The organism is Streptomyces diastaticus subsp. diastaticus, assembly GCF_011170125.1.
GTDB classification, from domain to species: domain Bacteria; phylum Actinomycetota; class Actinomycetes; order Streptomycetales; family Streptomycetaceae; genus Streptomyces; species Streptomyces diastaticus.
In genome coordinates this window covers 1,228,566-1,254,347 of record NZ_BLLN01000005.1, presented here as the reverse complement: position 1 = coordinate 1,254,347, position 25,782 = coordinate 1,228,566, and the positions used below count along the sequence as shown (strand labels likewise).

The 25,782-nt window shown below is 73.9% G+C and carries 21 protein-coding genes; 10 read left to right on the top strand and 11 right to left on the bottom strand.

The window, feature by feature from the left end; genetic code table 11:
• Window positions 1–182: 182 nt before the first annotated feature.
• From Sdia_RS22940 to ctaD, 5 genes are all read right to left on the bottom strand, one after another.
• Window positions 183–1,871 (bottom strand): MDR family MFS transporter, encoded by a 1,689-nt coding sequence (locus Sdia_RS22940; RefSeq protein WP_466663575.1) that lies wholly within the window; start codon window positions 1,869–1,871, stop codon window positions 183–185.
• A gap of 245 nt (window positions 1,872–2,116) precedes the next feature.
• On the bottom strand, window positions 2,117–2,773 hold the full coding sequence (locus tag Sdia_RS22935; RefSeq protein WP_100457294.1) for a TetR/AcrR family transcriptional regulator: 657 nt from the start codon (window positions 2,771–2,773) through the stop codon (window positions 2,117–2,119).
• 152 nt (window positions 2,774–2,925) lie between these two features.
• A complete protein-coding gene (gene rpmG / locus Sdia_RS22930) occupies window positions 2,926–3,090 on the bottom strand; it encodes a 50S ribosomal protein L33 (RefSeq protein ID WP_100457293.1) in 165 nt (54 codons plus the stop codon).
• A 25-nt stretch (window positions 3,091–3,115) separates the two neighbouring features.
• On the bottom strand, window positions 3,116–3,670 hold the full coding sequence (locus Sdia_RS22925) for a hypothetical protein (RefSeq protein WP_100457292.1): 555 nt from the start codon (window positions 3,668–3,670) through the stop codon (window positions 3,116–3,118).
• Window positions 3,671–3,748: 78 nt separating this feature from the next.
• Complete coding sequence (gene ctaD / locus Sdia_RS22920) at window positions 3,749–5,443, bottom strand: aa3-type cytochrome oxidase subunit I (protein ID WP_100457291.1); 1,695 nt, start codon at window positions 5,441–5,443, stop codon at window positions 3,749–3,751.
• 512 nt (window positions 5,444–5,955) lie between these two features.
• On the opposite strand from ctaD, the gene Sdia_RS22915 reads away from it, so the two are divergent.
• Window positions 5,956–7,752 carry a sensor histidine kinase gene (locus tag Sdia_RS22915; protein WP_189500371.1) on the top strand — a complete coding sequence of 599 codons (1,797 nt, stop codon included), beginning with the start codon at window positions 5,956–5,958 and terminating at the stop codon, window positions 7,750–7,752.
• Between the two features lie 536 nt (window positions 7,753–8,288).
• Here the strand turns inward: Sdia_RS22915 and Sdia_RS22910 are convergent.
• Together Sdia_RS22910 and Sdia_RS22905 are read right to left on the bottom strand one after the other, a co-directional pair.
• Window positions 8,289–9,008 carry a response regulator gene (locus Sdia_RS22910; protein WP_100457290.1) on the bottom strand — a complete coding sequence of 240 codons (720 nt, stop codon included), beginning with the start codon at window positions 9,006–9,008 and terminating at the stop codon, window positions 8,289–8,291.
• 135 nt (window positions 9,009–9,143) lie between these two features.
• Window positions 9,144–9,722 (bottom strand): hypothetical protein, encoded by a 579-nt coding sequence (locus Sdia_RS22905; RefSeq protein ID WP_229831440.1) that lies wholly within the window; start codon window positions 9,720–9,722, stop codon window positions 9,144–9,146.
• Between the two features lie 282 nt (window positions 9,723–10,004).
• Between Sdia_RS22905 and Sdia_RS22900 the strand changes: the two genes are divergently transcribed.
• Complete coding sequence (locus tag Sdia_RS22900) at window positions 10,005–10,457, top strand: pyridoxamine 5'-phosphate oxidase family protein (RefSeq protein WP_100457289.1); 453 nt, start codon at window positions 10,005–10,007, stop codon at window positions 10,455–10,457.
• Window positions 10,458–10,479: 22 nt separating this feature from the next.
• On the opposite strand, the gene Sdia_RS22895 is transcribed toward Sdia_RS22900, so the two are convergent.
• From Sdia_RS22895 to Sdia_RS22885, 3 genes are all read right to left on the bottom strand, one after another.
• Entirely contained in the window at window positions 10,480–11,223 is a 744-nt protein-coding gene (locus Sdia_RS22895; protein ID WP_100457288.1) for a chitinase, read from the bottom strand.
• A gap of 179 nt (window positions 11,224–11,402) precedes the next feature.
• On the bottom strand, window positions 11,403–12,227 hold the full coding sequence (locus Sdia_RS22890) for an endo alpha-1,4 polygalactosaminidase (protein ID WP_189500359.1): 825 nt from the start codon (window positions 12,225–12,227) through the stop codon (window positions 11,403–11,405).
• Complete coding sequence (locus Sdia_RS22885) at window positions 12,224–12,721, bottom strand: Lrp/AsnC family transcriptional regulator (RefSeq protein ID WP_115069491.1); 498 nt, start codon at window positions 12,719–12,721, stop codon at window positions 12,224–12,226. The genes Sdia_RS22890 and Sdia_RS22885 overlap by 4 nt, the downstream gene beginning before the upstream one ends.
• A 230-nt stretch (window positions 12,722–12,951) precedes the next feature.
• On the opposite strand from Sdia_RS22885, the gene Sdia_RS22880 reads away from it, so the two are divergent.
• Together Sdia_RS22880 and Sdia_RS22875 are read left to right on the top strand one after the other, a co-directional pair.
• Window positions 12,952–15,291, top strand: a complete 2,340-nt coding sequence (locus Sdia_RS22880) for a thiamine pyrophosphate-binding protein (RefSeq protein ID WP_100457286.1) — start codon at window positions 12,952–12,954, stop codon at window positions 15,289–15,291.
• A gap of 124 nt (window positions 15,292–15,415) precedes the next feature.
• On the top strand, window positions 15,416–16,144 hold the full coding sequence (locus tag Sdia_RS22875) for a FadR/GntR family transcriptional regulator (RefSeq protein ID WP_100457285.1): 729 nt from the start codon (window positions 15,416–15,418) through the stop codon (window positions 16,142–16,144).
• Between the two features lie 174 nt (window positions 16,145–16,318).
• On the opposite strand, the gene Sdia_RS22870 is transcribed toward Sdia_RS22875, so the two are convergent.
• A complete protein-coding gene (locus tag Sdia_RS22870) occupies window positions 16,319–17,992 on the bottom strand; it encodes an L-lactate permease (protein ID WP_100457284.1) in 1,674 nt (557 codons plus the stop codon).
• A gap of 211 nt (window positions 17,993–18,203) precedes the next feature.
• On the opposite strand from Sdia_RS22870, the gene Sdia_RS22865 reads away from it, so the two are divergent.
• From Sdia_RS22865 to Sdia_RS22840, 6 genes are all read left to right on the top strand, one after another.
• Complete coding sequence (locus tag Sdia_RS22865) at window positions 18,204–18,971, top strand: (Fe-S)-binding protein (protein WP_115069094.1); 768 nt, start codon at window positions 18,204–18,206, stop codon at window positions 18,969–18,971.
• A complete protein-coding gene (locus Sdia_RS22860) occupies window positions 18,968–20,542 on the top strand; it encodes a LutB/LldF family L-lactate oxidation iron-sulfur protein (RefSeq protein ID WP_100457282.1) in 1,575 nt (524 codons plus the stop codon). The genes Sdia_RS22865 and Sdia_RS22860 overlap by 4 nt, the downstream gene beginning before the upstream one ends.
• A complete protein-coding gene (locus Sdia_RS22855; RefSeq protein ID WP_100457281.1) occupies window positions 20,539–21,168 on the top strand; it encodes a LutC/YkgG family protein in 630 nt (209 codons plus the stop codon). The genes Sdia_RS22860 and Sdia_RS22855 overlap by 4 nt, the downstream gene beginning before the upstream one ends.
• Window positions 21,169–21,393: 225 nt before the next feature.
• Window positions 21,394–21,867, top strand: coding sequence for a DUF6328 family protein (locus tag Sdia_RS22850; protein ID WP_100457280.1), 474 nt, complete (start codon window positions 21,394–21,396; stop codon window positions 21,865–21,867).
• A 141-nt stretch (window positions 21,868–22,008) separates the two neighbouring features.
• Window positions 22,009–22,782, top strand: coding sequence for an ATP-binding protein (locus Sdia_RS22845; RefSeq protein ID WP_100457279.1), 774 nt, complete (start codon window positions 22,009–22,011; stop codon window positions 22,780–22,782).
• Window positions 22,783–22,842: 60 nt separating this feature from the next.
• Window positions 22,843–25,242 carry a phosphoketolase family protein gene (locus Sdia_RS22840; protein ID WP_185393512.1) on the top strand — a complete coding sequence of 800 codons (2,400 nt, stop codon included), beginning with the start codon at window positions 22,843–22,845 and terminating at the stop codon, window positions 25,240–25,242.
• The last annotated feature ends 540 nt before the right edge of the window (window positions 25,243–25,782 follow it).

The window sequence follows — 25,782 nt, the reverse complement described above, 5'->3', positions numbered from 1 at the left end:
AGTCGCGGCGGAGCGGGCACCAGACCAGTGACCCGGGCAGCCCGGCCCCGCCGCCTCACACCCCCTCCGGAGGCGGCCCGGCCGAGCCCTCCTCGGCGGCCCCGCCCTTGACCCCCGAAGGCGGGGCCGCCTCCTCGCCGGGGCGGCCCCGCCTCCGGGCCGTACGTGCCGGGTCCCCGGGGTCAGCGGCCCGCGGGCTCCTTCTCGACGGCCGGGGAGCCGCCCGTGCCCTCGTCGCCGGAGCCGTCCTTGGACAGGTCGACGCCGTCGCCGGCGCCGCCGGCGCCGTCGGCGCCGGAGGTGGCCCCGGCCTCCGCCTCGGCCAGGCGCCGCTCCATTCCGCTGGTGGTCTTCAGCGGCTTCTCCTTGATGAAGAGGACGACGATCAGCGCGAGCACCGCGAACGGCGTGGAGATCAGGAAGAGGTCCCCGGTGGCGACCCCGTAGGCGTTCTCGACGATGGGCCGCAGCGTCTCGGGGAGCTGCGTCATGTCGGGGACGGCGTGGCCGCCGCCGCCCTCCGGGGCGATACCCGCCTGGCCCAGGCCCTTGGTCATCTCGCTGGCGACCCGGTTGGCGAGGATCGCGCCGAGGACGCTGACACCGACGGTGCCGCCGAGGCTGCGGAAGAAGGACAGCACCGAGGTCGCGGTGCCCAGGTCCTGCGCGGGCACGTCGTTCTGGGCGGCGAGCACGAGGTTCTGCATCAGCATGCCGACGCCGACGCCGAGGACCGCCATGTAGACGCTGAGCACCCCGAACGAGGTGTCGGCGCCGATGGTGGAGAGCAGCCCCAGCCCGGCGGTCATGGTGATGCCGCCCGCGACCAGGTATCCCTTCCACTTGCCGGTGCGGCTGATCAGCTGTCCGGCGACGGTGGAGGAGACCAGCAGACCGCCGATCATCGGCAGGCTCATCAGGCCGGCCACCGTCGGCGACTTGCCCAGTGCGATCTGGAAGTACTGCGACAGGAAGACCGTGCCGGCGAACATCGCGACACCGACGAAGAGGCTCGCCACCGTGGTGAGGGTGACGGTGCGGTTGCGGAAGATCGACAGCGGGATGACCGGGTCCTTGGCGCGGGACTCCACGAAGACCGCGGCGAGCAGCAGGGCGGTGCCGGTCAGGGTGAGCGCGGCGGTCTGCCAGGAGGCCCAGTCGAAGGAGTTGCCCGCCAGCGAGGTCCAGATCAGCAGGGCGCAGACACCGGTGACGATGAGGAAGGCGCCCAGGTAGTCGATGGTCACCTCGCGGCGGACCGTCGGCAGCTTCAGGGTGCGCTGGAGCAGGACGATGCCGAGCAGCGCGAACGGCACGCCGATGAAGAAGCACCAGCGCCAGCCGAGCCAGGAGGTGTCGACCAGGACACCGCCGATGAGCGGGCCGGCGACGGTGCCGACGGCGAAGACGGCACCGAAGATGCCCGCGTACTTGCCGAGGCGGCGCGGCGGGATGATCGCGGCCATCACGACCTGCGCGAGCGCGGTGAGACCACCGGCGCCGACGCCCTGGACGACGCGGCTGAAGATCAGCAGCCCCACGTCGTGGGAGAAGCCCGCCACGAGCGAACCGACGACGAACAGGCTCAGCGAGAGCTGGAGCAGCATCTTCTGGTTGTAGAGGTCGGAGAGCTTGCCCCAGAGCGGCACCGTCGCCGTCATGGCGAGCAGCTCGGCGGTGACCACCCAGGTGTAGGAGGACTGCGAGGCGCCGAGGTCGGCGATGATCCTCGGCAGGGCGTTGGCGACGACCGTTCCGGCGAGGATGGCGACGAACATGCCCGCCATCAGGCCGGACATCGCCTGAAGTATCTGTTTGTCGTTCATCGGGCCCGGCGCGTGGCCGGGCTCCGTCTCGGTGGCACTCTGCACGGCGTCCTTCTCGGGGTCGGCGGGTGGTACGGGCGGTGGTGGCGGCCGGGCGGAGTACCGTCCGACAAGTGGCGGGCGCGCCCTGACGGGGACACGCGGCTCGCCGTAGGACTCCGGTCGTCGGCGGTGGCGCCACGAGGGGAGTGCGGTGGAAGGGGACAGGCTGGTACCCGGGTCGCCGGAGCGCGACGGCGGGGGCCGGGGTCAGGCGCGGTGGCTCGGTGGCGCCGGGGCGCGCGGCGGCCTCACCGCTCGGTCCCGGCCGGCGTGGCGGGGGCGGAGAGGCCGGCCGCGAGCTGGTCGAAGACCTCGTGGAAGGTCTCGGCGAACGGCGTCTCGGGGTGCGCGCACCAATGCCCCACCGAGACCCGCACGGCCGTGCCCGCGACGCCCGCCAGCAACTGGGCGTAGAGACCGGTGTCCCGCCCGCCGCACGCGTCGGCGGCCTCGGCCACCTCGTGGCCCAGCCGGACCGCGATGGCGCGTGCCAGTTCCTGCTCCTGGCCCGCCTGGGCCGCCATCACCCGGGCGAAGAGCCGGGGGGAGCGGTCCAGGACGACCGGGAGGAGCGACCACAGTTCGGACTGGTTCTCGACGTCGGCCAGCTCGGCGGCGAGCGCGGTGCGCAGCGCCTCCAGCGGGGGCAGCGCGGCGGGGGCCGCGAGCACGGCGCGGGTGACCCGGGGGGCCAGGTCGGCGTCGATCATCACGAAGGCGTCGTCGTGCGAGGCGAAGTAGTTGAAGAAGGTGCGCGGGGAGACCCCGGCGGCTTCGCTGATCATCTCGACGGTGACGTGGTCGGCGCCGTGTTCGGCGGCGAGGCGGACCGCCGCCTCGCCGAGGGCGGCCCGGGTCGCCCGCTTCTTGCGCTCGCGGAGGCCGAGCGCGGCACCTGACTCCATCACCCGCTGCACTTTACGCAAAAATGCACACCATGCAAAATTCGCCCGCGCGTGCGCCGTGCACGGGACCGCGCGCCCCCGGGCATGACGAAGGCCCGCACGCCGGTGGGGCGGGCGGGCCCGGGGGACGCCACCTCGCGGTGGCGGGTCGGTCAGCGCTCCTCGCGGAACTCCACGTGGCGGCCGGCGACCGGGTCGAACTTCCGCAGGGCGATCCGGTCGGGATCGTTGCGGCGGCTCTTGGTGGTCACGTAGGTGTAGCCGGTCCCCGCCGTGGAGCGGAGCTTGATCACGGGGCGTATGTCGGTGCGTGCCATGGCCCCGAGGGTACGACAACCGTTTTCACCAGCGGTAGGGACTTTGGTCCCGAGCCTGCCCCGGCGCCGCCCGCCGCACCAGCAGCCCCGCCCGTGCCCCGCCGGTGAGCAGGGCCGCGACCGTCACCGCCCCGGCCGCCGATGCCGCCTGCCACGCCCCCGCGCCGCGCGCCGCCGCTCCCGCGGCGACGGCCGCACCCAGCCCCGCCACCAGCCAGGCCAGCAGGACACGCCGGGCCCGGCGGGGGCCCGGGCCCGGGGTGGGTGCTCCCAGCAGCCGCCACCCGGCCGCCGCCTCCCGTCGCTCCCTGCCCGCCCGCGCCCGGGCGGCGAGCGCCGTCCCGGCCGCCACCGGCCCGGCGAGCGCGGCCGAGGCCAGCGCCGGCCGGGGCCCGGACCAGGCCAGCAGCGCCGTGGCGAGCAGGGCGCCCGTCCACAGCACCAGGACCGCGGCCGCGGCCAGCCGCCGGGAGGCGGGCCGGTCGGGCCCGGCTCGCAGGTCGGCCCAGGCGGGCACGTACCAGACGGAACCCGACAGGCACAGGGCGGCGCCGCCGAGGGCGAGCACTCCGTGGGACATCGCGCGTCACCTCGCAGAGGGGCAGGTCAGGGGGAGATCAAGGTAAAGGGAGAAGGGCGGCCGACGGCGCGGGCGCGCTCAGGGCGCGTCGGCCTTCTCGCGTGCGGCGATCTCCGGATGGTGCAGGTCGAAGGCGGGGGACTCGCTGCGAATCCGTGGCAGCGAGAGGAAGTTGTGGCGCGGCGGCGGGCACGAGGTGGCCCACTCCAGTGAGCGCCCGTACCCCCACGGGTCGTCGTCGGTGACCTTCTCGCCGTAGTGGGCGGTGCGCCAGACGTTGTAGAGGAACGGCAGGAAGGAGAGGCCGAGCAGGAACGAGCCGATGGTCGAGACGGTGTTGAGCGCGGTGAAGCCGTCCGCCGCCAGGTAGTCCGCGTACCGGCGGGGCATACCTTCCGCGCCCAGCCAGTGCTGCACCAGGAAGGTCAGGTGGAATCCGGCGGTCAGCGTCCAGAAGGTGATCTTCCCGAGCCGCTCGTCGAGCATCTTGCCGGTGAACTTCGGCCACCAGAAGTGGAAACCGGCGAACATCGCGTACACCACGGTGCCGAAGAGCGTGTAGTGGAAGTGGGCCACCACGAAGTACGAGTCCGAGGTGTGGAAGTCCAGTGGCGGAGAGGCCAGGATGACGCCGGTCAGACCGCCGAAGAGGAAGGTCATCAAGAATCCGGTGGTCCACAGCATCGGCGTCTCGAACGACAGCGAGCCGCGCCACATGGTGCCGATCCAGTTGAAGAACTTCACTCCGGTCGGCACCGCGATCAGGAAGGTCATGAAGGAGAAGAACGGCAGCAGCACCCCGCCCGTGGTGTACATGTGGTGCGCCCAGACCGTCACCGACAGGCCCGCGATGGCGATGGTGGCCCCGACCAGGCCCATGTAGCCGAAGAGCGGCTTCCGCGAGAAGACCGGGACGACCTCCGAGACGATCCCGAAGAACGGCAGCGCCAGTACGTACACCTCGGGATGGCCGAAGAACCAGAAGAGGTGCTGCCACAGCAGGGCGCCGCCGTTGGCCGCGTCGAAGATGTGCGAGCCGAACTTCCGGTCGCACTCCAGCGCCAGCAGGGCCGCCGCCAGCACCGGGAAGACCAGCAGGATCAGCACGCCGGTCAGCAGGACGTTCCAGGTGAAGACGGGCATCCGGAACATCGTCAGGCCGGGGGCGCGCATGCAGATGATGGTGGTGATGAAGTTGACGGCGCCGAGGATCGACCCGAAGCCGGAGAGCGCCACCCCCATGATCCACATGTCCGAGCCGATGCTCGGCGAGTGCACCGCGTCGGAGAGCGGCGCGTAGAGGAACCAGCCGAAGCTCGCCGCGCCCTGCGGCGTGAGGAAGCCGGCCGCCGCGATCAGCGAGCCGAACAGGAAGAGCCAGTAGGCCAGCATGTTCAGCCGGGGGAACGCCACGTCGGGCGCGCCGATCTGGAGCGGCATGATCCAGTTGGCGAAGCCGGTGAAGAGCGGCATCGCGAAGAGCAGCAGCATGATCGAGCCGTGCATGGTGAACGCCTGGTTGAACTGCTCGTTGGACATCAACTGCGTCCCGGGGCGCGCCAGTTCCGCACGCATCACCAGGGCGAGCGCTCCACCGAGCAGGAAGAAGACGAACGACGTCACCAGGTAGAGCGTCCCGATCTTCTTGTGGTCGGTGGTCGTCAGCCAGTCGACGACGATCCGTCCGGCACTCGCGCGCCGCCCCGGCAGCGCCCCGGGACCTGACGCCCCGTCCGCCGCCGTCCCGCGCTCCCGCGTCCCTACCGTCTCCACCGGACCCTGTCCTCCAGCCGTGCAAGTACGTGCGCCGCGCCCGTGCGCCGGCCGGCCCGCACACCGGCGGGGCCAGGACGGCACAGCCGCGGTCTCTGGTCCGGGAAGGGCGCGGTGGATGCGTGCCACCTCCTGGGCATGGGGTCACCCCCGGCGCTTCCCGGCCGCACCATGCTGCTGCGCCCCCGCTCCCCGCACGGAGGGCCGCCCGGCCCCCGCCGACGGGCCGCCCGGCCCCGGCCCCGCCCGCCGCCCGGGACCCACGGCACCGGCCGGACCGCGCCCCCGCCCCGCCGGGTGGCGCCCGGGCGTGTGCCGCCCTGCCGTACGCTCTGCTGCGGGCGGGGGCCGCGAACGGCGTACTGCCGGGGGCGGGCGCCATGGGGGGCGGACCTCGCCCGCGACACGGTGGAGAGACCCGGTGACGGGACGCGAGGAGTGGTGGAACGACAGTGACCGACGCAGCGCCGAGCACGGTGGCCGGGTGGCCGCAGCCCAGTACCCCCGACCGGATGACCAGCCTGCTGGACGCCGTGATGGGGCTCGGCCGGGGACTGGAACTCCCCGAGGTCCTGCACGGCATCGTCCGCGCCGCCGTCACCCTGACCGGTGCCCGCTACGGCGCGCTCGGCATCGTCGACGACGGGCGCAGCCTCTCCCAGTTCCTGCCCGTCGGCATGGACGAGGAGACCGCCGCCCGGATCGGCACCTATCCCTGCGGGCAAGGCATCCTCGGTGAACTCATCCACCATCCCGAGCCGCTGCGCCTCACCGACCTCTCCCAGCACCCGCGCAGCTACGGCTTCCCCGCCCACCACCCGCCGATGCGGACCTTCCTCGGTGTCCCCGTGCGCGTCCGTGACAAGGTCTTCGGCAATCTCTACCTGACGGAGAAGCAGGGCGGCGGAGACTTCGACGCCGACGACGAGGCCGTCCTCACCACCCTCTCCATCGCGGCGGGCGTCGCCATCGACAACGCCCGCATGTACGACGAGAGCCGCCGCCGCGAACGGCGCCTGGAGGCCCTCGGCGACATCACCCGCTCCCTGCTCTCCGGCACCCGCGCCACCGAGGTCCTGCACCTCATCGCGGAACGCGCCATGGAGGTGGCGGGCGCCGACAGCGCCACCGTCCTCCTGCCCTCGGGGGACGCGGGCGAGGCTCCCGCCGCGACCGGCCAGGTACCGCCGCCCCCGGTGGCCGGTACGGCCCCCTCCGGCGGCTGCCCGGTCGCCCACGGTGCCGTCCCCGCCGGGTCGCCCGCTCCGCCCGGGGCCGCCGGGCCGGCCCCGGCGAACCTCGCGTCCGGAGCCTCGTCCCTGACCGTCGACGTCGCTCAGGGGCACGGTGCCTCCCGCATCCTCGGCCTCACCGTGCCGGCCCGCGGCTCCCTGGCGGGCCTCGCCGCCCTCACCGGGAGCCCCGTCTCCACCTCGGACATCCGCACCGACCCGCGCGCCCACCCCTTCGACGCGACACCCGCCGGCGAGGCGGACGGCCAGGACCCGGCCATCGGGCCGGTCGTCGCCGTTCCGCTCCAGGTCGGCTCCGGCCGGCAGGGCGCGCTCAGGCTGGGCCGGATCGCCGGCCGCGCCTCCTTCGACGACAGCGACGTGGAACTCGTCTCCGGCTTCGCCGACCAGGCCGCCATCGCCCTCGAACTGGCCCGCCGGCGGGCCGAGTCGGAGGAGCTGGTGGTCCTCCACGACCGCGACCGCATCGCGCGTGACCTGCACGACCTGGCCATCCAGCGCCTCTTCGCCACCGGCATGACCCTCCAGTCGGCCACCCGGACCATCGCCGACCGGCCCGAGGCGGCCGAGCGCGTCAGCCGCGCCGTGGACGACCTGGACACCACCATCCGCATCATCCGCTCCACCATCTTCGACCTGCGCGCCGCCGACGAACCGGGCCACCCGGGACTGCGCCGCCGCCTCGCCGAGACCACCCAGACCGCCGCCCGTGCCCTAGGCTTCCGCCCCGCCCTGCGGATCGACGGGCCGGTGGACACCACCGTTCCCGACGACCTCGCCGAGCAGCTCCTCGCGGTCGCCGCCGAGGCCCTCTCCAACGCCGCCCGGCACGCGGCCGCCACCCGGATCGACGTCACGGTCACCGCCACCGACGACGCGCTGACCCTCACCGTCACCGACGACGGCACAGGCGTCGACCCGGCGGGCCCCGCCCGCCACACCGGCGGCCTCGCCAACATGCGCCACCGTGCCGAGCGCCACCGAGGCACCTTCACCCTCACCGAGTCGGCTTCGGGCGGCACCCGCGTCCGTTGGCGCGTACCCCTGCGCGTCTGACCGGGACGGCCCGCTCCAGTCCCGTCGGGCGCCCCGGTACCCGCGTCTTCCCGGCGTGCCCAGGGGCAGGCCGGGCGGGACCGGAGGGAAGAAGTCCGGGAGGCCCTGGCCCGCTGCCGGCCCCTCTCGCCAACCGCCGTGCACGGCGGGGGAGCCGTCCCTGTTCGCACGGGCTCGGACGGCATCTGCTCGCACGCCGGGTACGCCTGGTACGCCGGGGAGCGACGGCAGCCCGCCGGCCGGGAGGGGCCGGCCGCGCGGAGCGGTGCGGCCCTGGAGGTGTCCGGCGGGCCGCCGGCTACCGGCAGGAGGGCATCGAGGTGGTCATCCGGCACTCCAAAGGCCGGTGCGCCCACCGCGCCCACCTCGCCCCGCCTTCCGCGTCACGGGGGAGCGGGTGCCGCACGGCCGCGTCCGGCCGGGCGCGGCCAACGCCGCCGACGGCCCCCTGCGACTCCAGCTGATCTGCCGCGGCACCAGGGCCGGCCCCGCCGCCAGTCCCCGGGTGGCCGGCGCCTGGACCCCGCGGCGGCCGGTCAGGACGACCGCTCGCGCAACCGCCCCGCGATCATCGCCGCCTGGATGCGGCGGCCCACTCCGAGCTTGGAGAGGATGGCGGAGATGCGGTTCTTCACCGTTTTCTCGGCCAGGTAGAGGCGTTCGGCTATCTCCCGGTTGGTCAGACCCTCGCCGATGAGTTCCAGGATCTCCCGCTCGCGGGGTGAGAGCCGGTCGAGGACCGAGGGCTGCTCCGGCTCGGCCGGGCGTGCCTCGCCCGGACCCGGGCCGCCGCGCAGCCGCGCCATCACCCTGGCGGTGGTGCGCGGGTCGAGCATCGAGGTGCCCGAGGCGACGGTGCGCACCGCGGAGACCAGGTCGGCGCCGTTGATCTGCTTGAGGACGTACCCCGAGGCGCCGGCCATGATCGCGTCGAAGAGGGCCTCGTCGTCGTCGAACGAGGTCAGCATCAGGCAGACCAGCTCCGGCATACGGGCCCGCAGTTCGCGGCAGACCTCGATCCCGGCGTGGTCACCGCCCGCGTCGTCGCCGAGGCGCACGTCGAGCACGGCGACCTGCGGGCGGGCCGCCGGGACGCGGGCCAGCGCCTGGCGTGCGTCGGCGGCCTCCCCGACGACGACGATGTCCTCCTCGGCCTCCAGCAGGTCGCGGACGCCTCGCCGGACCACCTCGTGGTCGTCGAGGATGAAGACGCGGATCGGCTCACTGGCCGTGGGCGGTGCGGAAGTGTCGGACACGCTGGGCTCGCTCGGTCGGCAGGGCGGTGGCGGAACCCGCGCCCCGCCACCCGGTACCACCCAGTATGGGCACGTCCGCCGAGGACGCCCCCGACCGGGTGCACCGGCAGTGCACACCGCCCGGGGCCGCACGCGTCAGGGCCGAAGGTCCCGCCCCCCGGGGCCGTAGGTCCCCGGCCGCCGGCCGACGAGCCCGGCTGCCGGCCGGCCGCGCCGGACTCCGGGTGCCCGCTCCGCCCGGCCGCTGCGGGCCGCCCCGGCCGGCCACACCACCTCGACCGGAACCGAACGGGCCCGGGCGTAGGCGACCAGATGGGCGGTGGCGTCCGAACCGTCGGAGGGGGAGCCGTCCCAGACGGCCAGCAGCGTCCGCGCCGCCCCGACCAGCCGCTCGTCGGCGGCGACCACCGTGTCGCGGACGGCCGGGTCGTAGGGCAGCAGCCGTACCTGCTCGGCCAGGAGCAGCAGTTCGCCGGCGGCCGCCCGGTCGGCGGCGGGCAGCGGCGCGGGGACCGCCCCCTCGGCGGGCAGCACCACGGTCAGCGGCCGTCCCGCCTCCCGCGCCGCCCGGCCGTAGACCTGCGGCAGTCCCCGCCCGGCCCGGACCAGTGCGCCGGTACCCGCCGGCGCCTGCGCCAGCCGGGTCCGGAGCGCCGCCCGTACCACCCCGTGCGCGTCCTCGGTCAGATCCGTGTGCCCCACGACCGCGATCACCGCGTGTCCTCCCCGTCGAGGCCCGTCCAGGCCGTCGTCCCCAGGACCGCCGACGCGCGGTCCCGCGCTGGTGTGTCCCGCCGCCGGGCCCGGGCCGTGCTGTCCGGCGGCCCGGGAGGCGGCGGCGGGACACGAAGGCAGTGAAACCGGGACCGGCCGGCGCGCACCAGGGCCTTTCGACCCTGGTGCGGGCCCGTCGGGCGGGACTTGACTCGTACGCGTCCGGCCCGCTCCGCCCGCCGCGGGCCCCGGGCCAGGCCGCGTACGAAGGGACACCACCCCATGACCAGCACCGATCACCGCACCCCGGCCACCCGGCAGGAGAGGCACACCGTCGAACTGACCCGCGCCGAGGCGCTCGCCCTGCTCGGCGGCGTCTCGCTGGGGCGGGTCGTCTTCACGCAGCGGGCGCTGCCCGCCGTCCGGCCGGTCAACCACCTGCTGGACGGCGACGAGATCGTGGTGCGCACCCATGACAGCTCCGCGCTGCTCGGCCAGGCCCGCCCGCACGGGACCGTCGTCGCCTACCAGGCGGACGCCCTCGACCCGGTCACCCACCTCGGCTGGAGCGTCGTCGTCACCGGCTACTGCCGGCCCGTCACGGACCCTGCCGACCTGGCCCGTTACGCACGGCTGCTGCAGCCCTGGCCACGGCTGCCCGGCCACGTCATGGACAGCGCCGTGCGCATCACACCACATCTGGTCAGCGGGATGCGGCTGGTGCGGGCCGGCTGACCGGAGTCCGTCGCGAGCGGGTTCAGCAGGTCAGGCCGGTGCCGCGCGGTGCGTGCAGGACGCGGGTGAACTCCTTGTACAGCGCCACCCGGTGCTCCATCTGGGCGGGGTTGCCGCCGTCGCACTCGGCACTGCCGTTGAGGCTGCGGACGGTCTCGCCGAAGCCGTGCCGCCCGGTCATCGCCTCGTGACCGGTCATGGTGCCGGGCCCGGACTGGGTGGTCCAGTACCAGAGCGCGGTCATCCAGGCGACGGCCGGGTCCTCCTCGACGAGCCAGGGGTTGTTCAGCAGGTCGAGCCCGAGATGGTCCCCGGCCGCCTTGTAGTTGAAGTTCCAGCTCAGCATGATCGCGCCGCGCCCGTAGTACGCGTCGGTCCCGGCGGGGCAGCCGTAGGGCTGGGTGGTGTCGCAGAAGACCGGGTACGTCTCCTCGTTCTGCGCGACCTTGTAGAAGAGTCCGCCGGTCTCGTGGCTGACGTTGGCGAGGAAGGCGGCCGCCTCCTGGCGGCGCACCACGGGGTTCCCGGTCCGCGCGAACGCGGGGAAGGCGGCGGCGGCCTCACGCAGCCCCTGGTAGGTGAAGAACGGGTCCCGCTCGGGGAACATCCGCTCGAACTGCCGCTCGCTCACCGGGAAGGCGGGCCTCGGCGAATGGTACGGCCGGTGCCGGTCGTGGGCGGCGGCGGGGCCGGAGAGCAGCGTCAGGACCAGTCCGGCGACGGCCGCCAGGACGGCGGCGACGGTGGGGGTACCTCTGCGGGACACGGGTCATCACTCCTTCTGTGGGGGAGCCGGGGAGTTGCGGGCAGGCGCGGCCGGACGACGTGACCGGACGGCCCGCGCCGCACGCGACGATACGACGGCGGGGCCGATTGGTCTGGTCCATCCGGAGAATTGGTCTGTACCGATGACCGGAACCCCGGCTGCCGCGGCTCCGCCCGCCCTCAGCAGCCCGCTCGCACGAACCCCTCCTCGCCCTCCGGCAGCACGTCCCGGTCCCGCAGCACCACGGACAGCCGCCCGTCCGCCGCCTCGCAGGCCCGCTCCAGCCCGCTCTCGGTGTACTCCACGACCAGGACGCGCCCGTCGAAGGCCTTGTCGTACACCCCGCACTCCTCGTACTCGCCGCACTCCTCGGCCACCGCGAAGTCCAGTCCCAGCCGCTTCCGGTCGCCCGCCAGTTCGGCCGTGTTCTTCTGGGCCACCGCCAGGCCGCGGGAGTGCGCCCGCTTCACCAGCAGCGCCAGGTACGCCTGGGCGTCGGCGGCGTCCAGCAGCCCGTCCGAGCGCGTGAAACTGTCGTAGTTGTCCGGCTCGACCGCGTCGAACCCCCGCTGCGCGCAGCCGTCGATCCACCGGCCCACCCGGTCGGCCGCGGCCCGCCGCAGTTCCTCGGTGGACAGGTCGAGCAGCACCTCGTCCCAGTCCTCGTCGATCACCTCGCGCCCCCGCGCGTCCCGCAGCAGCAGCTCCTCGGGCCAGCCTCGCGCCCCGGGCTGGGCCTGGAAGGCGTTGACGTAGCAGACGTTGTACAGCCCCCGGGCCGGCCGCGCGCCGTGGTCGCGCACCACGACCTCGACGTCGTCGCCGGGCCGGTACGCGCCGCCGAGCTGGTAGTCCAGCCCGGCGCCGAGCGGCGGTGCCACCGGGGCCGGCGGCGCCGTCCCGCCCGGCTCGGGTCCTGGCTGCGAGGCGGCGGCCCCGCATCCGGTCAGCAGCAGCGGCAGGGCGGCCAGGCCGCGGGCCAGCCGCCGGTGGTGGCGGTTCATCCGCGCCGCCTTCCCGTGCCCTCGGCGGCCCGCTCCAGGAGCGGGGTCAGCCGGTGCGGGACCAGTTGGTTCATGGCCAGGGAGGTGCTGCTGCGCTCCACCCCGGGTACGGCGTGCAGTTGCCCCGCGATCCGGTACAGGTCGTCCGCGTCGGCCGCCACCACCCTGGCCAGCAGGTCGATGTCGCCGCTCAGCCCGTACACCTCCACCACCTCGGGGATGTCGCCGAGCGCCGTCCCCACCTCCGTCAGCCGCAACTGGTCGACACGCATCGTCACGAACGCCGTCAAGGGGTACCCGAGCGCCGCCGCGTCCACCCGGCGGGTGAACGGGCCGAGCGTGCCGTCCCGCTCCAGCCGGCCCCACCGGGCCTGCACGGTGTTGCGCGACAGACCCAGCCGCTCCGTCAGCGCCACCGCGGTGGCCCGCGGTTCCTCCGTCAGCGCGAGCAGGATGCGCGCGTCCGTCGTGTCGATCGCCCCACCGTGGCTCACGGTGCTCAATCGACTCACCTCCCCGAACCCTGAGATTGAGCAGATTGCTCAACCGGACAGCCGTATCTTGTGCAAACAGAAAGGTGAATGTCTACTGGCGAACCACAACGACAACTCGGCGCCCGCAGCCTCGGCGACCCGGCCGCAGCCCGCCCGCCGCCGGACGACCCGGCCCGCGCCACCCGCCCCCACGGCGGCCGGTGCCGGCCGCCCGCCCCGGAGGTTCTGTGATGGTCCCGGACACGACGACGTCTGCGCGTACCGGCCGGCAGGAGCTGCTCGCCGCCCTCGGCGAGATCGAGCGGCGGGTGCTGTGGCTCTCCGCCGCCACCATCGACCACGCCAACCGTGTCCGCCCGAACCCCACCGGGCTCAAGGTCGGCGGCCACCAGGCCTCCTGTGCCTCCATGGTCTCGATCATGACGACGCTCTGGTTCCACGAACTGACCGCCGCCGACCGCGTCTCGGTCAAGCCGCACGCCTCCCCGGCCCTGCACGCCGTCAACCACCTCCTCGGCGAGCTGCCCGCCGAGGCGCTCACGACCCTCCGCTCCTTCGGCGGCCTCCAGAGCTACCCGAGCCGTACCAAGGACCCCGACCCGGTCGACTACTCCACCGGCTCCGTCGGCATCGGCGCCACCGCCCCGATCTGGGGCGCCCTCGCCCGCCGCTACGTCGAGGGCCGCTTCCCCGGCGCCGGCACCGGACGGCAGTACGCCCTCCTCGGTGACGCCGAACTCGACGAGGGCGCCTGCTGGGAGGCCGTCCAGGACCCGATGGTCGCCGGGCTCGGCGAAGTCGTCTGGATCGTCGACCTCAACCGGCAGTCCCTGGACCGCGTCGTCCCCGCCCTCGCCGCCGAACGGCTCGCCGGCATGTTCGAGGCGGCCGGCTGGCAGGTCCTCACCCTGAAGTACGGCGAGCAGCTCACCGAGTTGTTCTCCCGCCCCGGCGGCGAGGCCCTGCGCACCCGCCTGGACACCATGGGCAACCCGGAGTACCAGCGCCTCCTGCGCTGCACCCCCGACCAGCTCAGGGAGCGGCTGCCCGGCACCGGCTCCACCCGCGAGCCCCTCGAACAGCTCATCGCCACCCTCGACGACGAGGCCCTGCACGGCGCGGTGCGCAACCTCGGCGGCCATGACCTCGGCGCCCTCCTCGACGCCTACGCGGCGATCGACGACACCCGCCCGACCGTGATCCTCGCCTACACCGTCAAGGGCCGCGGTCTCCACAGCGAGGGCCATCCGCAGAACCACTCCTCGCTGCTGACCGGCGACCAGCTCGCCGACCTCGCCGCCCGCACCGGCGCCGACCCGGACGACCCCTGGCGCCCGCTGCCCGCCGACGGCGCGGCCGCCCGGCTCTGCGCCGAGCGCGCCGAGGAGCTGCGCCGCGCGCCCGTCGAACGGATCGAGCCGCCGGCGGTCCCCACCGACTTCGGCCGCACCCCCGGCGGCACCGGCACCACCCAGCAGGCGTTCGGCCGGAGCCTGCTCGACCTCAGCCGCAGCGCCCCCGAGGCCGCCGCCCGCGTGGTCACCGTCAGTCCCGACGTCTCCTCCTCCACCAATCTCGGCGGCTGGCTCAACAAGGTCGGCGTCTGGTCCCCGGCCGAGCGCGTCAACTGGTTCGCCGACGACGCCGAGACGATCCTGCACTGGCGCGAGAACCCGGCCGGCCAGCACGTGGAACTCGGCATCGCCGAGACCAACCTCGTCGGCCTCCTCGGCGAACTCGGCGCCACCTGGAGCCGCTGGGGCCAGCCCCTGCTCCCCATCGGCATCATGTACGACCCGTTCGTCAACCGGGCCTTGGAGCCCTGGCAGTTCGGCATCTACGCGGGCGGCCAGTCGCTCCTCGTCGGCACCCCCTCCGGCGTCACCCTCGCCCCCGAGGGCGGCGCCCACCAGTCGGTCACCACGCCTTCCCTCGGTCTGGAGCAGCCCGGCTGCACCACCTGGGAGCCGGCCTTCGCCCAGGACACCGAGTGGTGCGTGCTCGCCGCCCTCGCCCTCCTCGGCCGGCCCGACGGCGGCTCCGCCTACCTCAGGCTCTCCACCCGCCCCGTCGACCAGTCGCTGGCCGCCGTCCCCGCCGATCCGGCCGCCCGCGAACGCCGCCGCCGCCAGGCCGTGGCCGGCGCCTACGGCCTGCGCCGCGCCCCCGGCGCCCCGGACGTCACCCTCGCCGCGATGGGCGCCATGGTCCCGGAGGCGCTGGCCGCCGCGGACCGCCTCGCGGCCCTCGGTGTCGCCGCCGACGTCGTCTGCGTCACCAGCCCCGGCCTGCTCTTCCGCGCCGCCCAGGCCCGCCGGGGTCTGGACGACGCCCCGACATGGGTCCTCGACCAGGCGTTCCCCGCCGGCCGGGCCGCTCCGCTCGTGACCCTCCTCGACGGTCACCCGCACACGCTGGCCTTCCTCGGGACCGTCCACAACACCCCGGTCACCCCGCTCGGTGTGACCCGGTTCGGCCAGTCCGGCGCCCTGGACGACGTCTACCGCCACCACGGCATCGACACCGAGAGCGTCGTCCGCGCCGCCCTCGACCTGACCCACCGGCCCTGACCTCCCGGCCCGCCCGGCGGCCCGCGCGGGACCTCTCGCGCGGGCCGTTGTCATGTGGTCGGACCATAACCAAGGTGTGACATAGTTCCGGTGCGGACAGGCGCAGTGACCCAGGGAGGTGCCCATGGCCGCCGAGTGGCGCCCCGTACGCCAGTCGCGTACGCACGAACTGGTGCTGGAGAGCATCGAGGAACAGGTGGTCGCGGGCGAGCTGAAGGCCGGTGACCGGCTGCCGCCCGAACGCGAGCTGGCCCCCGTCCTCGGCGTCAGCCGATCCGCCCTGCGCGAGGCGCTGCGGGTGCTGGAGACCATCGGTGTCCTCGTCGCCCATGCCGGACGCGGCCCCGACGCGGGCGCCCGCATCGTCCGCAACCCCGACGACGCACTCGGCCGGCTTCTCCGTCTGCACGTGGCCCTCGGCAGTTACAACCTCCAGGACGTCCTGGAGGCCCGCGTCGTCCTGGAGCGCTCCAGCTTCGAGGCGGCCGCCGCCCACGCCTCGGCGGAGGACCTCGCCGAGGCCGAGGAGACCCTGCGCCGGATGCAGGAACCGGACGTCACCGTCCCCGAGTTCAACGACCTGGACACCGGCTTCCACGTCCAGATCGCCCGCAGCTCCGGCAACCAGCTGACCTCCACCCTCACCTCGGCGGTCCGCGAGTCGGTACGCCCGCTCATCCTCAAGGCCCTGGAGGCCGCCGAGGACTGGCCCGCCACCGCCGCCGCCCTCAACGCCGAACACGCCGCCCTCCTCACCCTCGTCAAGGAGGGCGACGGCCCCGCCGCCGCGGACCTGGTCGAACAGCACATCCGGGGCTTCCACGGCACCCTGGTCCCCGAACAGGCTGGCTGACAGCCTCCGGCCGCACCGCATCCGCGCCCGGCCGGCGTTCGAGGCCGGCCGTACCGGCGGCGACCGGGCGCGGCACCGTCCGGCCCGGCCGCCGCACGCGCCTTCGTCCCGCCAGGGGCCGGGCCCCGGTGAACGGGGGTCCGGCCCCTGGCTCTGGCGGGTGCCCTCACATCGCTAGGGCAACATCCAGGCCAGCGCGGGCAACGACTGCAAGTACACCAGCGCGCACAGCACCACGAGCATCGCCAGGCTGTACCCGGCCACCTTCCGCAGCAGCACCCGCTCGCTCCCGGGCTGCTCGACCGCCGTGGCCGCGATGGTCAGGTTCTGCGGACTGACCAGCTTCCCCACCACCCCGCCGGAGGTGTTGGCCGCGACCAGCAGCGTCGGGTCGATCCCGGCCTTCTGGCCCGCCGTCTGCTGGAGCGTCGCGAAGAGCGCGTTGGCGGAGGTGTCCGACCCGGTGACGGCCGTCCCCAGCCAGCCGAGGCTGGGCGACAGCAGCGCGAAGATCCCGCCCGCGGCCGCGAGCCAGGTGCCGATGGCCACGGTCTGGCCCGACTGGTTCATCACGTAGCTGAGGGAGAGCACGGTCGCGACGGTCGCGATCGAGACCTTCATGTTGGCGAGGGTGTGGCCGGCGGCGCCCAGCGCCATCCGCCCGGTCATCGGGAACCTCTCGTCGCGGGTCAGCCGGTAGACGAGGGTGACCAGGAGGCCGGAGACGATGAGCAGCGTGCCGGGGTTGCCGAGCACGTCGAGCTTGTAGACGGCGCTGCCCGCCGGCGATCCGTCGGGGGCGAGCAGGGCCCCGTAGAGGCCGGGCCATCGCAGCTCGATGTTCCAGACGCCGAGGAGCTTCGGCATGTCCAGCCCGCCGAGGTTCAGCTTGGCCAGCGCGAAGACGAGGATGACCAGGACGTACGGCAGGACGGCGAGGTTGACGCGGCGCGCGGTCAGCGGTTCGGCCTCGACCTGGGAGCGCTGGTCCTCGGGGGTCGTCGGCTTCCAGAACCGCAGCATCAGCACGGCGGCGGCGAAGCCGGCCAGGGCGGCGACCACGTCGGTCAGCTCGTAGGCGAAGTGCGCCGAGCACCAGAACTGGGCGACGGCGAAGACGGCGCCGGTGACCAGCGCGATGGGCCAGAGCTGGCGCACTCCGCGCGTACCGTCGACCAGGAAGAGCAGGAGCAGGGGGACGAAGAGGGCGAGCACGGGGCTCTGGCGGCCGACGACCGCGGCGATCTCCTCCGGCGGGATGCCGGTGAGATTGCCCGCGGTGGTGATCGGGATCGCCATCGCGCCGAAGGCGACGGGAGCGGTGTTGGCGACCAGCACGGTGACGGCGGCCCGTAGCGGCGGCAGGCCGAGCGCCATCAGCATGGCGGCGGTGATGGCGACCGGCGCGCCGAACCCGGCGAGCGCCTCCAGGAGCCCGCCGAAGCAGAACGCGATCAGCATGGCCTGGACCCGCAGGTCGCCCCGGCCGACGGCGCTGAAGGAGCGCCGCAGGTCCTCGAAGCGGTTGCTGACGACGGTCAGTTCGTAGAACCAGATGGCCGCCACCACGATCAGCATGACGGGGAAGAGTCCGAAGACCAGGCCCTGGCTCGCGGAGAGGAGGCCGAGCCGTACCGGCATACCCATGCCCACGACACCCACCAGCAGGGCGACGGCCAGTGCGCCGACCGCCGACTGGAGGGCGGACCGCTTGGCCCACATGAGCAGCAGGAAGAAGGTGGCGAGGGGAACGAGCCCCAGGAGTGCCGTACCCGCCAGGCTGCCCCCGACGGCAGTCGTGTCCGGTGTGTACGCGGCGGCGAGAGCGGCCAATGGTGCTGGGGCCACGAATGTGCTCCTCATCGAGTTCCGCGCCCAGGGTCCGAGGTCCCGCCTCCGGAGCTGCTGCGACGCGTGTGGCTGACGATCCGCACTCAGTACCGCACCACAGATGTCCCATGTCAATAAGGTCGGACCAAACTATTGTGTGTCTCTTCGGGGAGGTGTGGACGGACGCTAGTATGGTCGGACCGTAAATATCGATCGTGGAGGTCGTCCCATGCGTATCGGACTCTTCGCCACGTGCCTGGGAGACACGCTCTACCCCGACGCGGTGAAGTCGACCGCCGTCCTGCTCGCCCGCCTGGGACACGAGGTGATTTTCCCGCCGGGCCAGACCTGCTGCGGCCAGATGCACGTCAACACCGGCTACCAGCGCGAACCGGTCCCGCTGGTCCGCAACTACGCCGAACAGTTCGGGGATTCCGCGATCGAGGCGGTCGTGATGCCCTCGGGCTCCTGCGCCGGGTCGGTCCGCCACCAGCACGAGATCATCGCCGAGCGGTACGGCGACGCGGCGCTGCGCTCCGGCGTCGCCACGGTGAAGGCGAAGACGTACGAGCTCTCCGAACTCCTCGTCGACGTCCTCCAAGTCACCGATGTCGGCGCCCACTTCCCGCACCGCGTCACCTACCACCCCACCTGTCACTCCCTGCGGATGCTGCGGGTCGGCGACAAACCGCTGCAGCTGCTGCGCGCCGTCGACGCCATCGATCTGGTGGAGCTGCCGGAGGCCGACGCCTGCTGCGGTTTCGGCGGCACCTTCGCGCTCAAGAACGCCGACACCTCCTCGGCGATGCTGAAGGACAAGCTCGCCCACGTCACGGGCACCGGCGCCGACGTCTGCACGGCCGGGGACTCCTCCTGCCTGATGCACATCGGCGGCGGCCTCTCCCGCATCCGGTCCGGCACCCGTACGCTCCACCTCGCCCAGATCCTCGCCAGCACCCGCACCGCGCCCCACGTCCTGCCGGAGGCCGCCCGATGAGCAGCACCTTCCTCGGTATGCCCGCCGCCCCGCCCCGCTCCCCCTACGGTTCGGGCAACCTGCGCGGCGACGAGAAGTTCCCGAAGGCCGCCCACCACGAACTGCGCAACGACCAGCTCCGCCGGAACCTCCGCAAGGCCACCCACACCATCCGGGCGAAGCGGCTGGACGTCACCGCCGAGCTCCCCGACTGGGAGGCGCTGCGCGAGACGGGCGCCGCCGTCAAGACCGACACCATGAACCGCCTGCCCGAACTGCTGGAACAGCTGGAGCGGAAGGTCACCGAGGCGGGCGGCACGGTCCACTGGGCCCGGGACGCCGACGAGGCCAACGCCATCGTGACCCGCCTGGTCGCCGCCACCGGCAGCGAGGAGGTCATCAAGGTCAAGTCGATGGCCACCCAGGAGATCGGCCTCAACGAACACCTGGAGAGCCGGGGAGTCACCGCCCACGAGACCGACCTGGCCGAGCTGATCGTGCAGCTCGCCCACGACAAGCCCTCGCACATCCTGGTCCCGGCGATCCACCGCAACCGCGAGGAGATCCGCGAGATCTTCCTCGAGGAGATCCCCGGCGTCGACCCGGAGCTGCACGCCGTCCCCGCCGAACTCGCCGCCGCCGCCCGCGCGTACCTCCGCGAGAAGTTCATGACCACCAAGGTCGCGATCTCGGGCGCCAACTTCGGCATCGCCGAGACCGGCACCCTCTCGGTGGTCGAGTCCGAGGGCAACGGACGGATGTGCCTGACGCTGCCCGAGACCCTGATCACCGTCATGGGCATCGAGAAGGTCCTGCCGCGCTACCAGGACCTCGAGGTCTTCTTCCAGTTGCTGCCGCGTTCCTCGACCGGCGAGCGGATGAACCCGTACACCTCCCTGTGGACCGGGGTCACGCCGGGCGACGGGCCGCAGGAGTTCCACCTCGTCCTGCTCGACAACGGACGCACCGCCGCCCTCGCCGACTCGGTCGGCCGCGAGGCGCTGAACTGCATCCGCTGCTCCGCCTGCCTCAACGTCTGCCCGGTCTACGAACGGGCCGGCGGGCACGCCTACGGCTCGACCTACCCCGGACCGATCGGCGCTGTCCTCACCCCGCAACTGGCCGGTATGCACGCCGCCAAGGACGACCCGAACAGCTCGCTGCCGTACGCCTCCAGCCTCTGCGGAGCCTGCTTCGACGCCTGCCCGGTGAAGATCGACATCCCCTCGCTCCTGGTGGAGCTGCGCCACCAGAACACCGAGCAGTCCGGGCGCACCGTCGAACGGGCGGCGATGAAGGCGGCGGCCGCCGTGATGGCGCGGCCGGGGCTGTACACCACGGCGCAGAAGGCGGCCGGGCTCGGCCGCGTCGTCGCCGGCCGGGACGAGAAGATCACCCGCCTGCCCGCGCCCTTCGACGGCTGGAGCGAGAGCCGCGACCTCGCCGCCCCGCCGAAGCAGACCTTCCGCGACTGGTTCGCCTCCGCCGAGGGCCGCGACACCCTGGACGCCGCCGCCCGCGAAGGGGCCGGTCGGCGTCAGGCGGCCGACGGCACCCCACCCGCCACCGACGACAGCGAGGAGCAGCGGTGAACGCACGAGAGACCGTCCTCGGCCGCGTCCGGGACGCGCTGACGCTCGCCCCCCAGCCGGAGGCCGAGGTCCCGCGTGCCTACCGCACCGGCCGCACCCTGCCCGACGACGAACGCCTGGCCCTCTTCGTCGACCGGCTCGTCGACTACAAGGCCGAGGTGCACACCTGCACCGCCGAGCGGACCGCCGCCACCGTGGCACGGGTCCTCGCCTCGCGCGGCGCCCGGCACGTCGGCGTCCCGCCGGGACTCGACCGCGCCTGGCTGGCCGCGTTCGGCGGAACCGTGCAGGAGGACCGCGCGGACATCCCCGCGCCGAGCCTGGACGCGCTCGACGGCGTGGTCACCGCCTCCCGGGTGAGCTGCGCCGAGACCGGCACGATCTTCCTGGACGGCGAGCCGGACCAGGGCCGCCGCGCCCTCTCGCTCGTCCCCGACCTGCACGTCTGCGTGGTCGACCTCTCCTCGGTGGCGGTCGGGGTGCCCGAGGCGCTGGCCCGGCTCACCCCGCACCGGCCCACCACGCTCATCAGCGGACCGTCGGCCACCTCCGACATCGAGCTGGAGCGGGTCGAGGGCGTCCACGGGCCCCGCACCCTCGACGTGGTCATCCGCACCGACGCCTGACCAACGCCACAAGGCGGCCCGCGGCGACGGCGGCCTCCGGGAGGCGCTCCCCGGGGGCCGCTCCGCGTCCGCGCACCGGGCCCGCCCCGCCGCCCGGCGCCGTCGTACCGCCGGCCCGGCGCCCGGCGGGCATACCGTGGGGCGGACGTACGGGCCTCGGCGGCCCGTGCCCCTGCGGAGAGGAAAGCGGTGACCAGTGGAGCGGGCCGGCCCGGGCCCAGGACCGTGGGCACGGGACGCACCGAGACCCGGGAGGAGCGGGCGGACCGTCAGTGGTCCGAGCTGCTCCAGGAACTGAGGGTCGCCCAGACGGGCGTCCAGGTGCTCTTCGCCTTCCTGCTCGCGGTCGCCTTCCAGCCCCGCTTCGAGGACCTGGGGCAGACCGACCGCGCCATCTACGTCGTCACCGTCGTCCTCGCGGCCGCCACCGCCGCCGCCCTCATCGGGCCGGTCTCCTACCACCGGCTCCTCACCGGCCGCCGCCTCAAACCCCAGACCGTGGTCTGGGCCTCCCGGCTGACCGTGCTGGGCCTGATGCTGCTGCTCTGCACGATGTGTGCGGCCCTGCTGCTCGTCCTGCGCGTCACCCTGCGCGACTCCCTGGCGTTCTGGCTGGTGGCCGCGACGGCGGTGTGGTTCGTGCTGTGCTGGTTCGTCTTCCCGGTTCTCGCCCTGATGCGGGACACCCGGACCGGCTGACGGCGGGACTCCGTCCGGGTTGCGGCGGCCCGCAAGCCGGGTGACCCTGTGGGTGACCCAGAAGAGGCAATAGCTCACGTTGCGTGGTCGGGGGTGCCGGTTCGAAGGGGGGCACGTGAGCCTCGTACAGGAGCCGCGACCATGTCCCTGTCCTACGACAGCACAGAGCCCACGGCCGAAGCCGTGATCACGACCGCCGCCGCCGGGGCCGCGCCCCCGGTGCCGGTCCCGGGCCCCGGCACCCTCGCCGCGCCGGAGGCCCTCGCCCCGCCCGCCACGCCCGAGCGCCCGCGCGCCGCCCCGCCCGCCGGCCGTACGGCGCCCGAGGCGGCCCGTACCGTCTCGCTCACCGGCGCGCCCCGGTCGGGCACCGACGGCGGCCACGCCGTCCGCGTCGCGCGCGCGGGGCGCGCCGCCGAGCCGGCCGCCCCGGCCGGGACGCTCACCTTCGACACCACCCGCGCCGACCGGCTCTACCGCCTCGACCTCAGGATCGGCGCCGACCGGATCGACCGGGTCCGGCGCATCGCCGCCGCCCACCTCGGCCACTGGGGCCTGGAACGCCAGACCGGACCGCTCGGCAAGGCACTGGCCGAACTCCTCGGCAACGTCGTCCGGCACGTCGGCGAGGACGCCCCCTGCACGGTCGAACTCCGGCTCAGCGGGCGGCGGCTGACCGTCTCCGTCGCGGACACCTGCACCACGATGCCCCGGCGCCTGCCGCGCGGCGGCGGACTCGCGAGGATCGGTGTGCTCTGCGACAGCTGGGGCAGTTGTCACACGGAGAGCGGGAAGGTCGTCTGGTGCACCCGGCGCGTCGACCTCCCGCAGGGCGCGGCCGGCCTCCCCGGCACCCCGCAGCCGCTGCTGCGCGGCGCGCGCCCCTGCCCGCCGCCCGCCGTCAGCGTGGGCTGAGTGACGTCCGCGCGGCTCCCGCCCGGCGGGGGCCGCGCCCCCGTTCCCAGGAGAACCCGTATGAGCGAGGCACCCGACCGCACCGGTGGCGCCCAGCGGCCCGCCGGACCGTCCACCGAGGAGATCGCCGCCCTCGACGCGCACTGGCGCGCCGCCAACTACCTGGCCGTCGGGCAGATCTACCTGATGGACAACCCCCTGCTCGCCCGCCCGCTCACCCCCGAGGACATCAAGCCGAGGCTCCTCGGGCACTGGGGCACCTCGCCGGGACTCAACCTCGTGTACACCCACCTCAACCGGGTGATCAAGGACCGCGACCTGACCGCCCTCGCCGTCTGGGGACCCGGCCACGGCGGCCCCGCGATCGTCGCCAACTCCTGGCTGGAGGGCAGCTGGAGCGACATCTACCGGGACACCCCGCGCGACGCCGACGGCATGGGCCGCCTCTTCAAACAGTTCTCCTTCCCCGGCGGCATCCCCAGCCACGTCGCCCCCGACGTCCCCGGCTCGATCCACGAGGGCGGCGAACTCGGCTACGCCCTCACCCACGCCTACGGCGCCGCCTTCGACCACCCCGGACTCCTCGTGGCCTGCGTCATCGGCGACGGCGAGGCGGAGACCGGCCCGCTCGCCGCCTCCTGGCACTCCGACAAGTTCCTCGACCCCGTCCACGACGGCGCCGTCCTGCCGATCCTCCACCTCAACGGGTACAAGATCGCCAACCCCACGGTCCTCGCCCGGCTCCCCGAGGACGAACTCGACGCCCTGCTGCGCGGCTACGGCCACGACCCGCTGTACGTCGAGGGCGACGACCCCGCCACCGTCCACCGCGACCTCGCCGTCGCCCTGGACACCGCGCTCGACCGGATCGCCGTCATCCAGGAACGCGCCCGGGGACAGGGAGCCGTCGAACGGCCCTCCTGGCCGATGATCGTGCTGCGTACCCCCAAGGGCTGGACGGGTCCGCGCGAGGTCGACGGCCTGCCGGTGGAGAACACCTGGCGCTCCCACCAGGTCCCGCTGCCCGGCGTCCGGGAGAACGCCGGGCACCGGCGCCAACTGGAGGAGTGGATGCGCTCCTACCGGCCGGAGGAGCTCTTCGACGAGGACGGCCGCCCCCGCCCCGAGGTCCTGCGGTACGTCCCCGACGGAGACGCCCGCCTCGGCGCCACCCCGTACGCCAACGGCGGCCGGCTCACCCGCGACCTGCCCCTGCCCGCCCTCGACGGCCATGCCGTGGACGTGGCCGCGCCCGGGCGGAGCAGCAGCGAGCCGACCCAGGTCCTCGGCGGCTGGCTGGAGGCGGTGCTGACGGCCACCGCCGACCAGCGCGACTTCCGCCTGGTCGGTCCCGACGAGACCGCCTCCAACCGGCTGGACGCCGTCTACGGCGCCACCGGCAAGACCTGGGAGGAGAAGACCCTCCCCACCGACGAGCACCTCTCGCGGGACGGCCGCGTCATGGAGGTCCTCGCCGAACACCTCTGCCAGGGATGGCTGGAGGGCTACCTGCTCACCGGCCGGCACGGCCTCTTCTCCTGCTACGAGGCGTTCGCGCACATCGTCGACTCCATGGTCAACCAGCACATCAAGTGGCTGCGCGCCTCCCGCCGGCTCGACTGGCGGCGGCCCGTCGCCTCCCTCAACTACCTGTTGACCTCGCACGTCTGGCGCCAGGACCACAACGGCTTCTCCCACCAGGACCCCGGTTTCGTCGACCACATCCTCAACAAGAGCCCCGAGGCGGTCCGCGTCTACCTGCCGCCGGACGCCAACACCCTGCTCGCCGTCGCCGGACACGTGCTGGCCAGCCGCGACTACGTCAACGTCGTCGTCGCCGGGAAGCAGCCCACCTTCGACTGGCTGACCCTGGAACAGGCCCGCGCCCACTGCGCGCGCGGCGCCGGCGTCTGGGCGTGGGCCGGGACCGAGGACGGCACACGGGAACCGGACGTGGTGCTCGCCTGCGCCGGCGACGTGCCCACCCAGGAGGTGCTGGCCGCCGCCAAGCTGCTCCGCCGCCACCTGCCGGAGCTGAGCGTGCGGGTCGTCAACGTCGTGGACGTGGCGCGGCTGATGCCGCGCGGCGAACACCCGCACGGCATGCCGGACGCCGAGTACGACGCGCTGTTCACCCGCGACAAGCCCGTCGTCTTCGCCTACCACGGCTACCCGTGGCTGATCCACCGGCTGGCCTACCGGCGGCACGGCCACGGAAACCTGCACGTGCGGGGGTACAAGGAGGAGGGGACCACCACCACGCCCTTCGACATGGTGGTCCGCAACGACCTGGACCGGTACCGGCTGGTCATGGACGTCATCGACCGGGTCCCCGGGATCGGCGTGCGGGCGGTCGGGCTGCGGCAGGCGATGGCCGACACCCGCTTCCGCCACCACCACTGGGTCCGCGAGCACGGCCGCGACCTGCCGGAGGTCGCCGAGTGGAGCTGGGAGGGCTGAGGCGGGCGGCGGGGATCCCCGCCGCCCGCCGCCGGGGGCGTGGCGGTGACCGAGCGTCTTCGCCAGTTCGGCCTCGCTCGTGGCGAACGGCCCCTGAGGCCCTTCCGCCGCGCCGTGCCGTGCAACGGCTCGTACCTCGGCCCCCGAGGGCCCTCGTGCGAGTGCGGTCCGCCGCGCCGGTGGGCCGAGACGTCGTCGGGCGAGGTCCGGCTCGCGGTCCTCGCCTCACCGGCGCGGGCCCGCTCCGACGCGCACCGTGCGCGCCGCGACCGGCACGCTCCTCACCGCCTCCGTGCCGTTCCTCGCTCTTCACGGCATCCTCGTACCGGCGCTCCCGTCCGGGGTCCGATCCCGGTGGCGTTCCTGGCGTCTCCCCTCGGACGAACCCCCCGGTTCACCAGCCCGGCAAGGGGTACGCGTACCCGCACGACGGTGCCGTCACCGGAGGCCGGCCGGGCGGACCGTGTCGCAGTTGGGCCGATCGGGTGAAGCGCGTCAGAATTGCGGAATGCAGACAACCGAGCGAGCCCGGACGGGGTG

Excerpts from the sequence above, each read along its gene's own strand:
- Sdia_RS22860 (WP_100457282.1), top strand. The coding sequence starts at position 18,968 with ATGAGCAGCACCTTCCTCGGTATGCCCGCCGCCCCGCCCCGCTCCCCC.
- Sdia_RS22880 (WP_100457286.1), top strand. The coding sequence starts at position 12,952 with ATGGTCCCGGACACGACGACGTCTGCGCGTACCGGCCGGCAGGAGCTG.
- Sdia_RS22840 (WP_185393512.1), top strand. The coding sequence starts at position 22,843 with ATGAGCGAGGCACCCGACCGCACCGGTGGCGCCCAGCGGCCCGCCGGA.
- Sdia_RS22875 (WP_100457285.1), top strand. The coding sequence starts at position 15,416 with ATGGCCGCCGAGTGGCGCCCCGTACGCCAGTCGCGTACGCACGAACTG.
- Sdia_RS22935 (WP_100457294.1), bottom strand. The coding sequence starts at position 2,773 with ATGGAGTCAGGTGCCGCGCTCGGCCTCCGCGAGCGCAAGAAGCGGGCG.
- Sdia_RS22915 (WP_189500371.1), top strand. The coding sequence starts at position 5,956 with ATGACCAGCCTGCTGGACGCCGTGATGGGGCTCGGCCGGGGACTGGAA.
- Sdia_RS22865 (WP_115069094.1), top strand. The coding sequence starts at position 18,204 with ATGCGTATCGGACTCTTCGCCACGTGCCTGGGAGACACGCTCTACCCC.
- Sdia_RS22900 (WP_100457289.1), top strand. The coding sequence starts at position 10,005 with ATGACCAGCACCGATCACCGCACCCCGGCCACCCGGCAGGAGAGGCAC.
- Sdia_RS22890 (WP_189500359.1), bottom strand. The coding sequence starts at position 12,227 with ATGAACCGCCACCACCGGCGGCTGGCCCGCGGCCTGGCCGCCCTGCCG.
- Sdia_RS22925 (WP_100457292.1), bottom strand. The coding sequence starts at position 3,670 with ATGTCCCACGGAGTGCTCGCCCTCGGCGGCGCCGCCCTGTGCCTGTCG.
- rpmG (WP_100457293.1), bottom strand. The coding sequence starts at position 3,090 with ATGGCACGCACCGACATACGCCCCGTGATCAAGCTCCGCTCCACGGCG.
- Sdia_RS22845 (WP_100457279.1), top strand. The coding sequence starts at position 22,009 with ATGTCCCTGTCCTACGACAGCACAGAGCCCACGGCCGAAGCCGTGATC.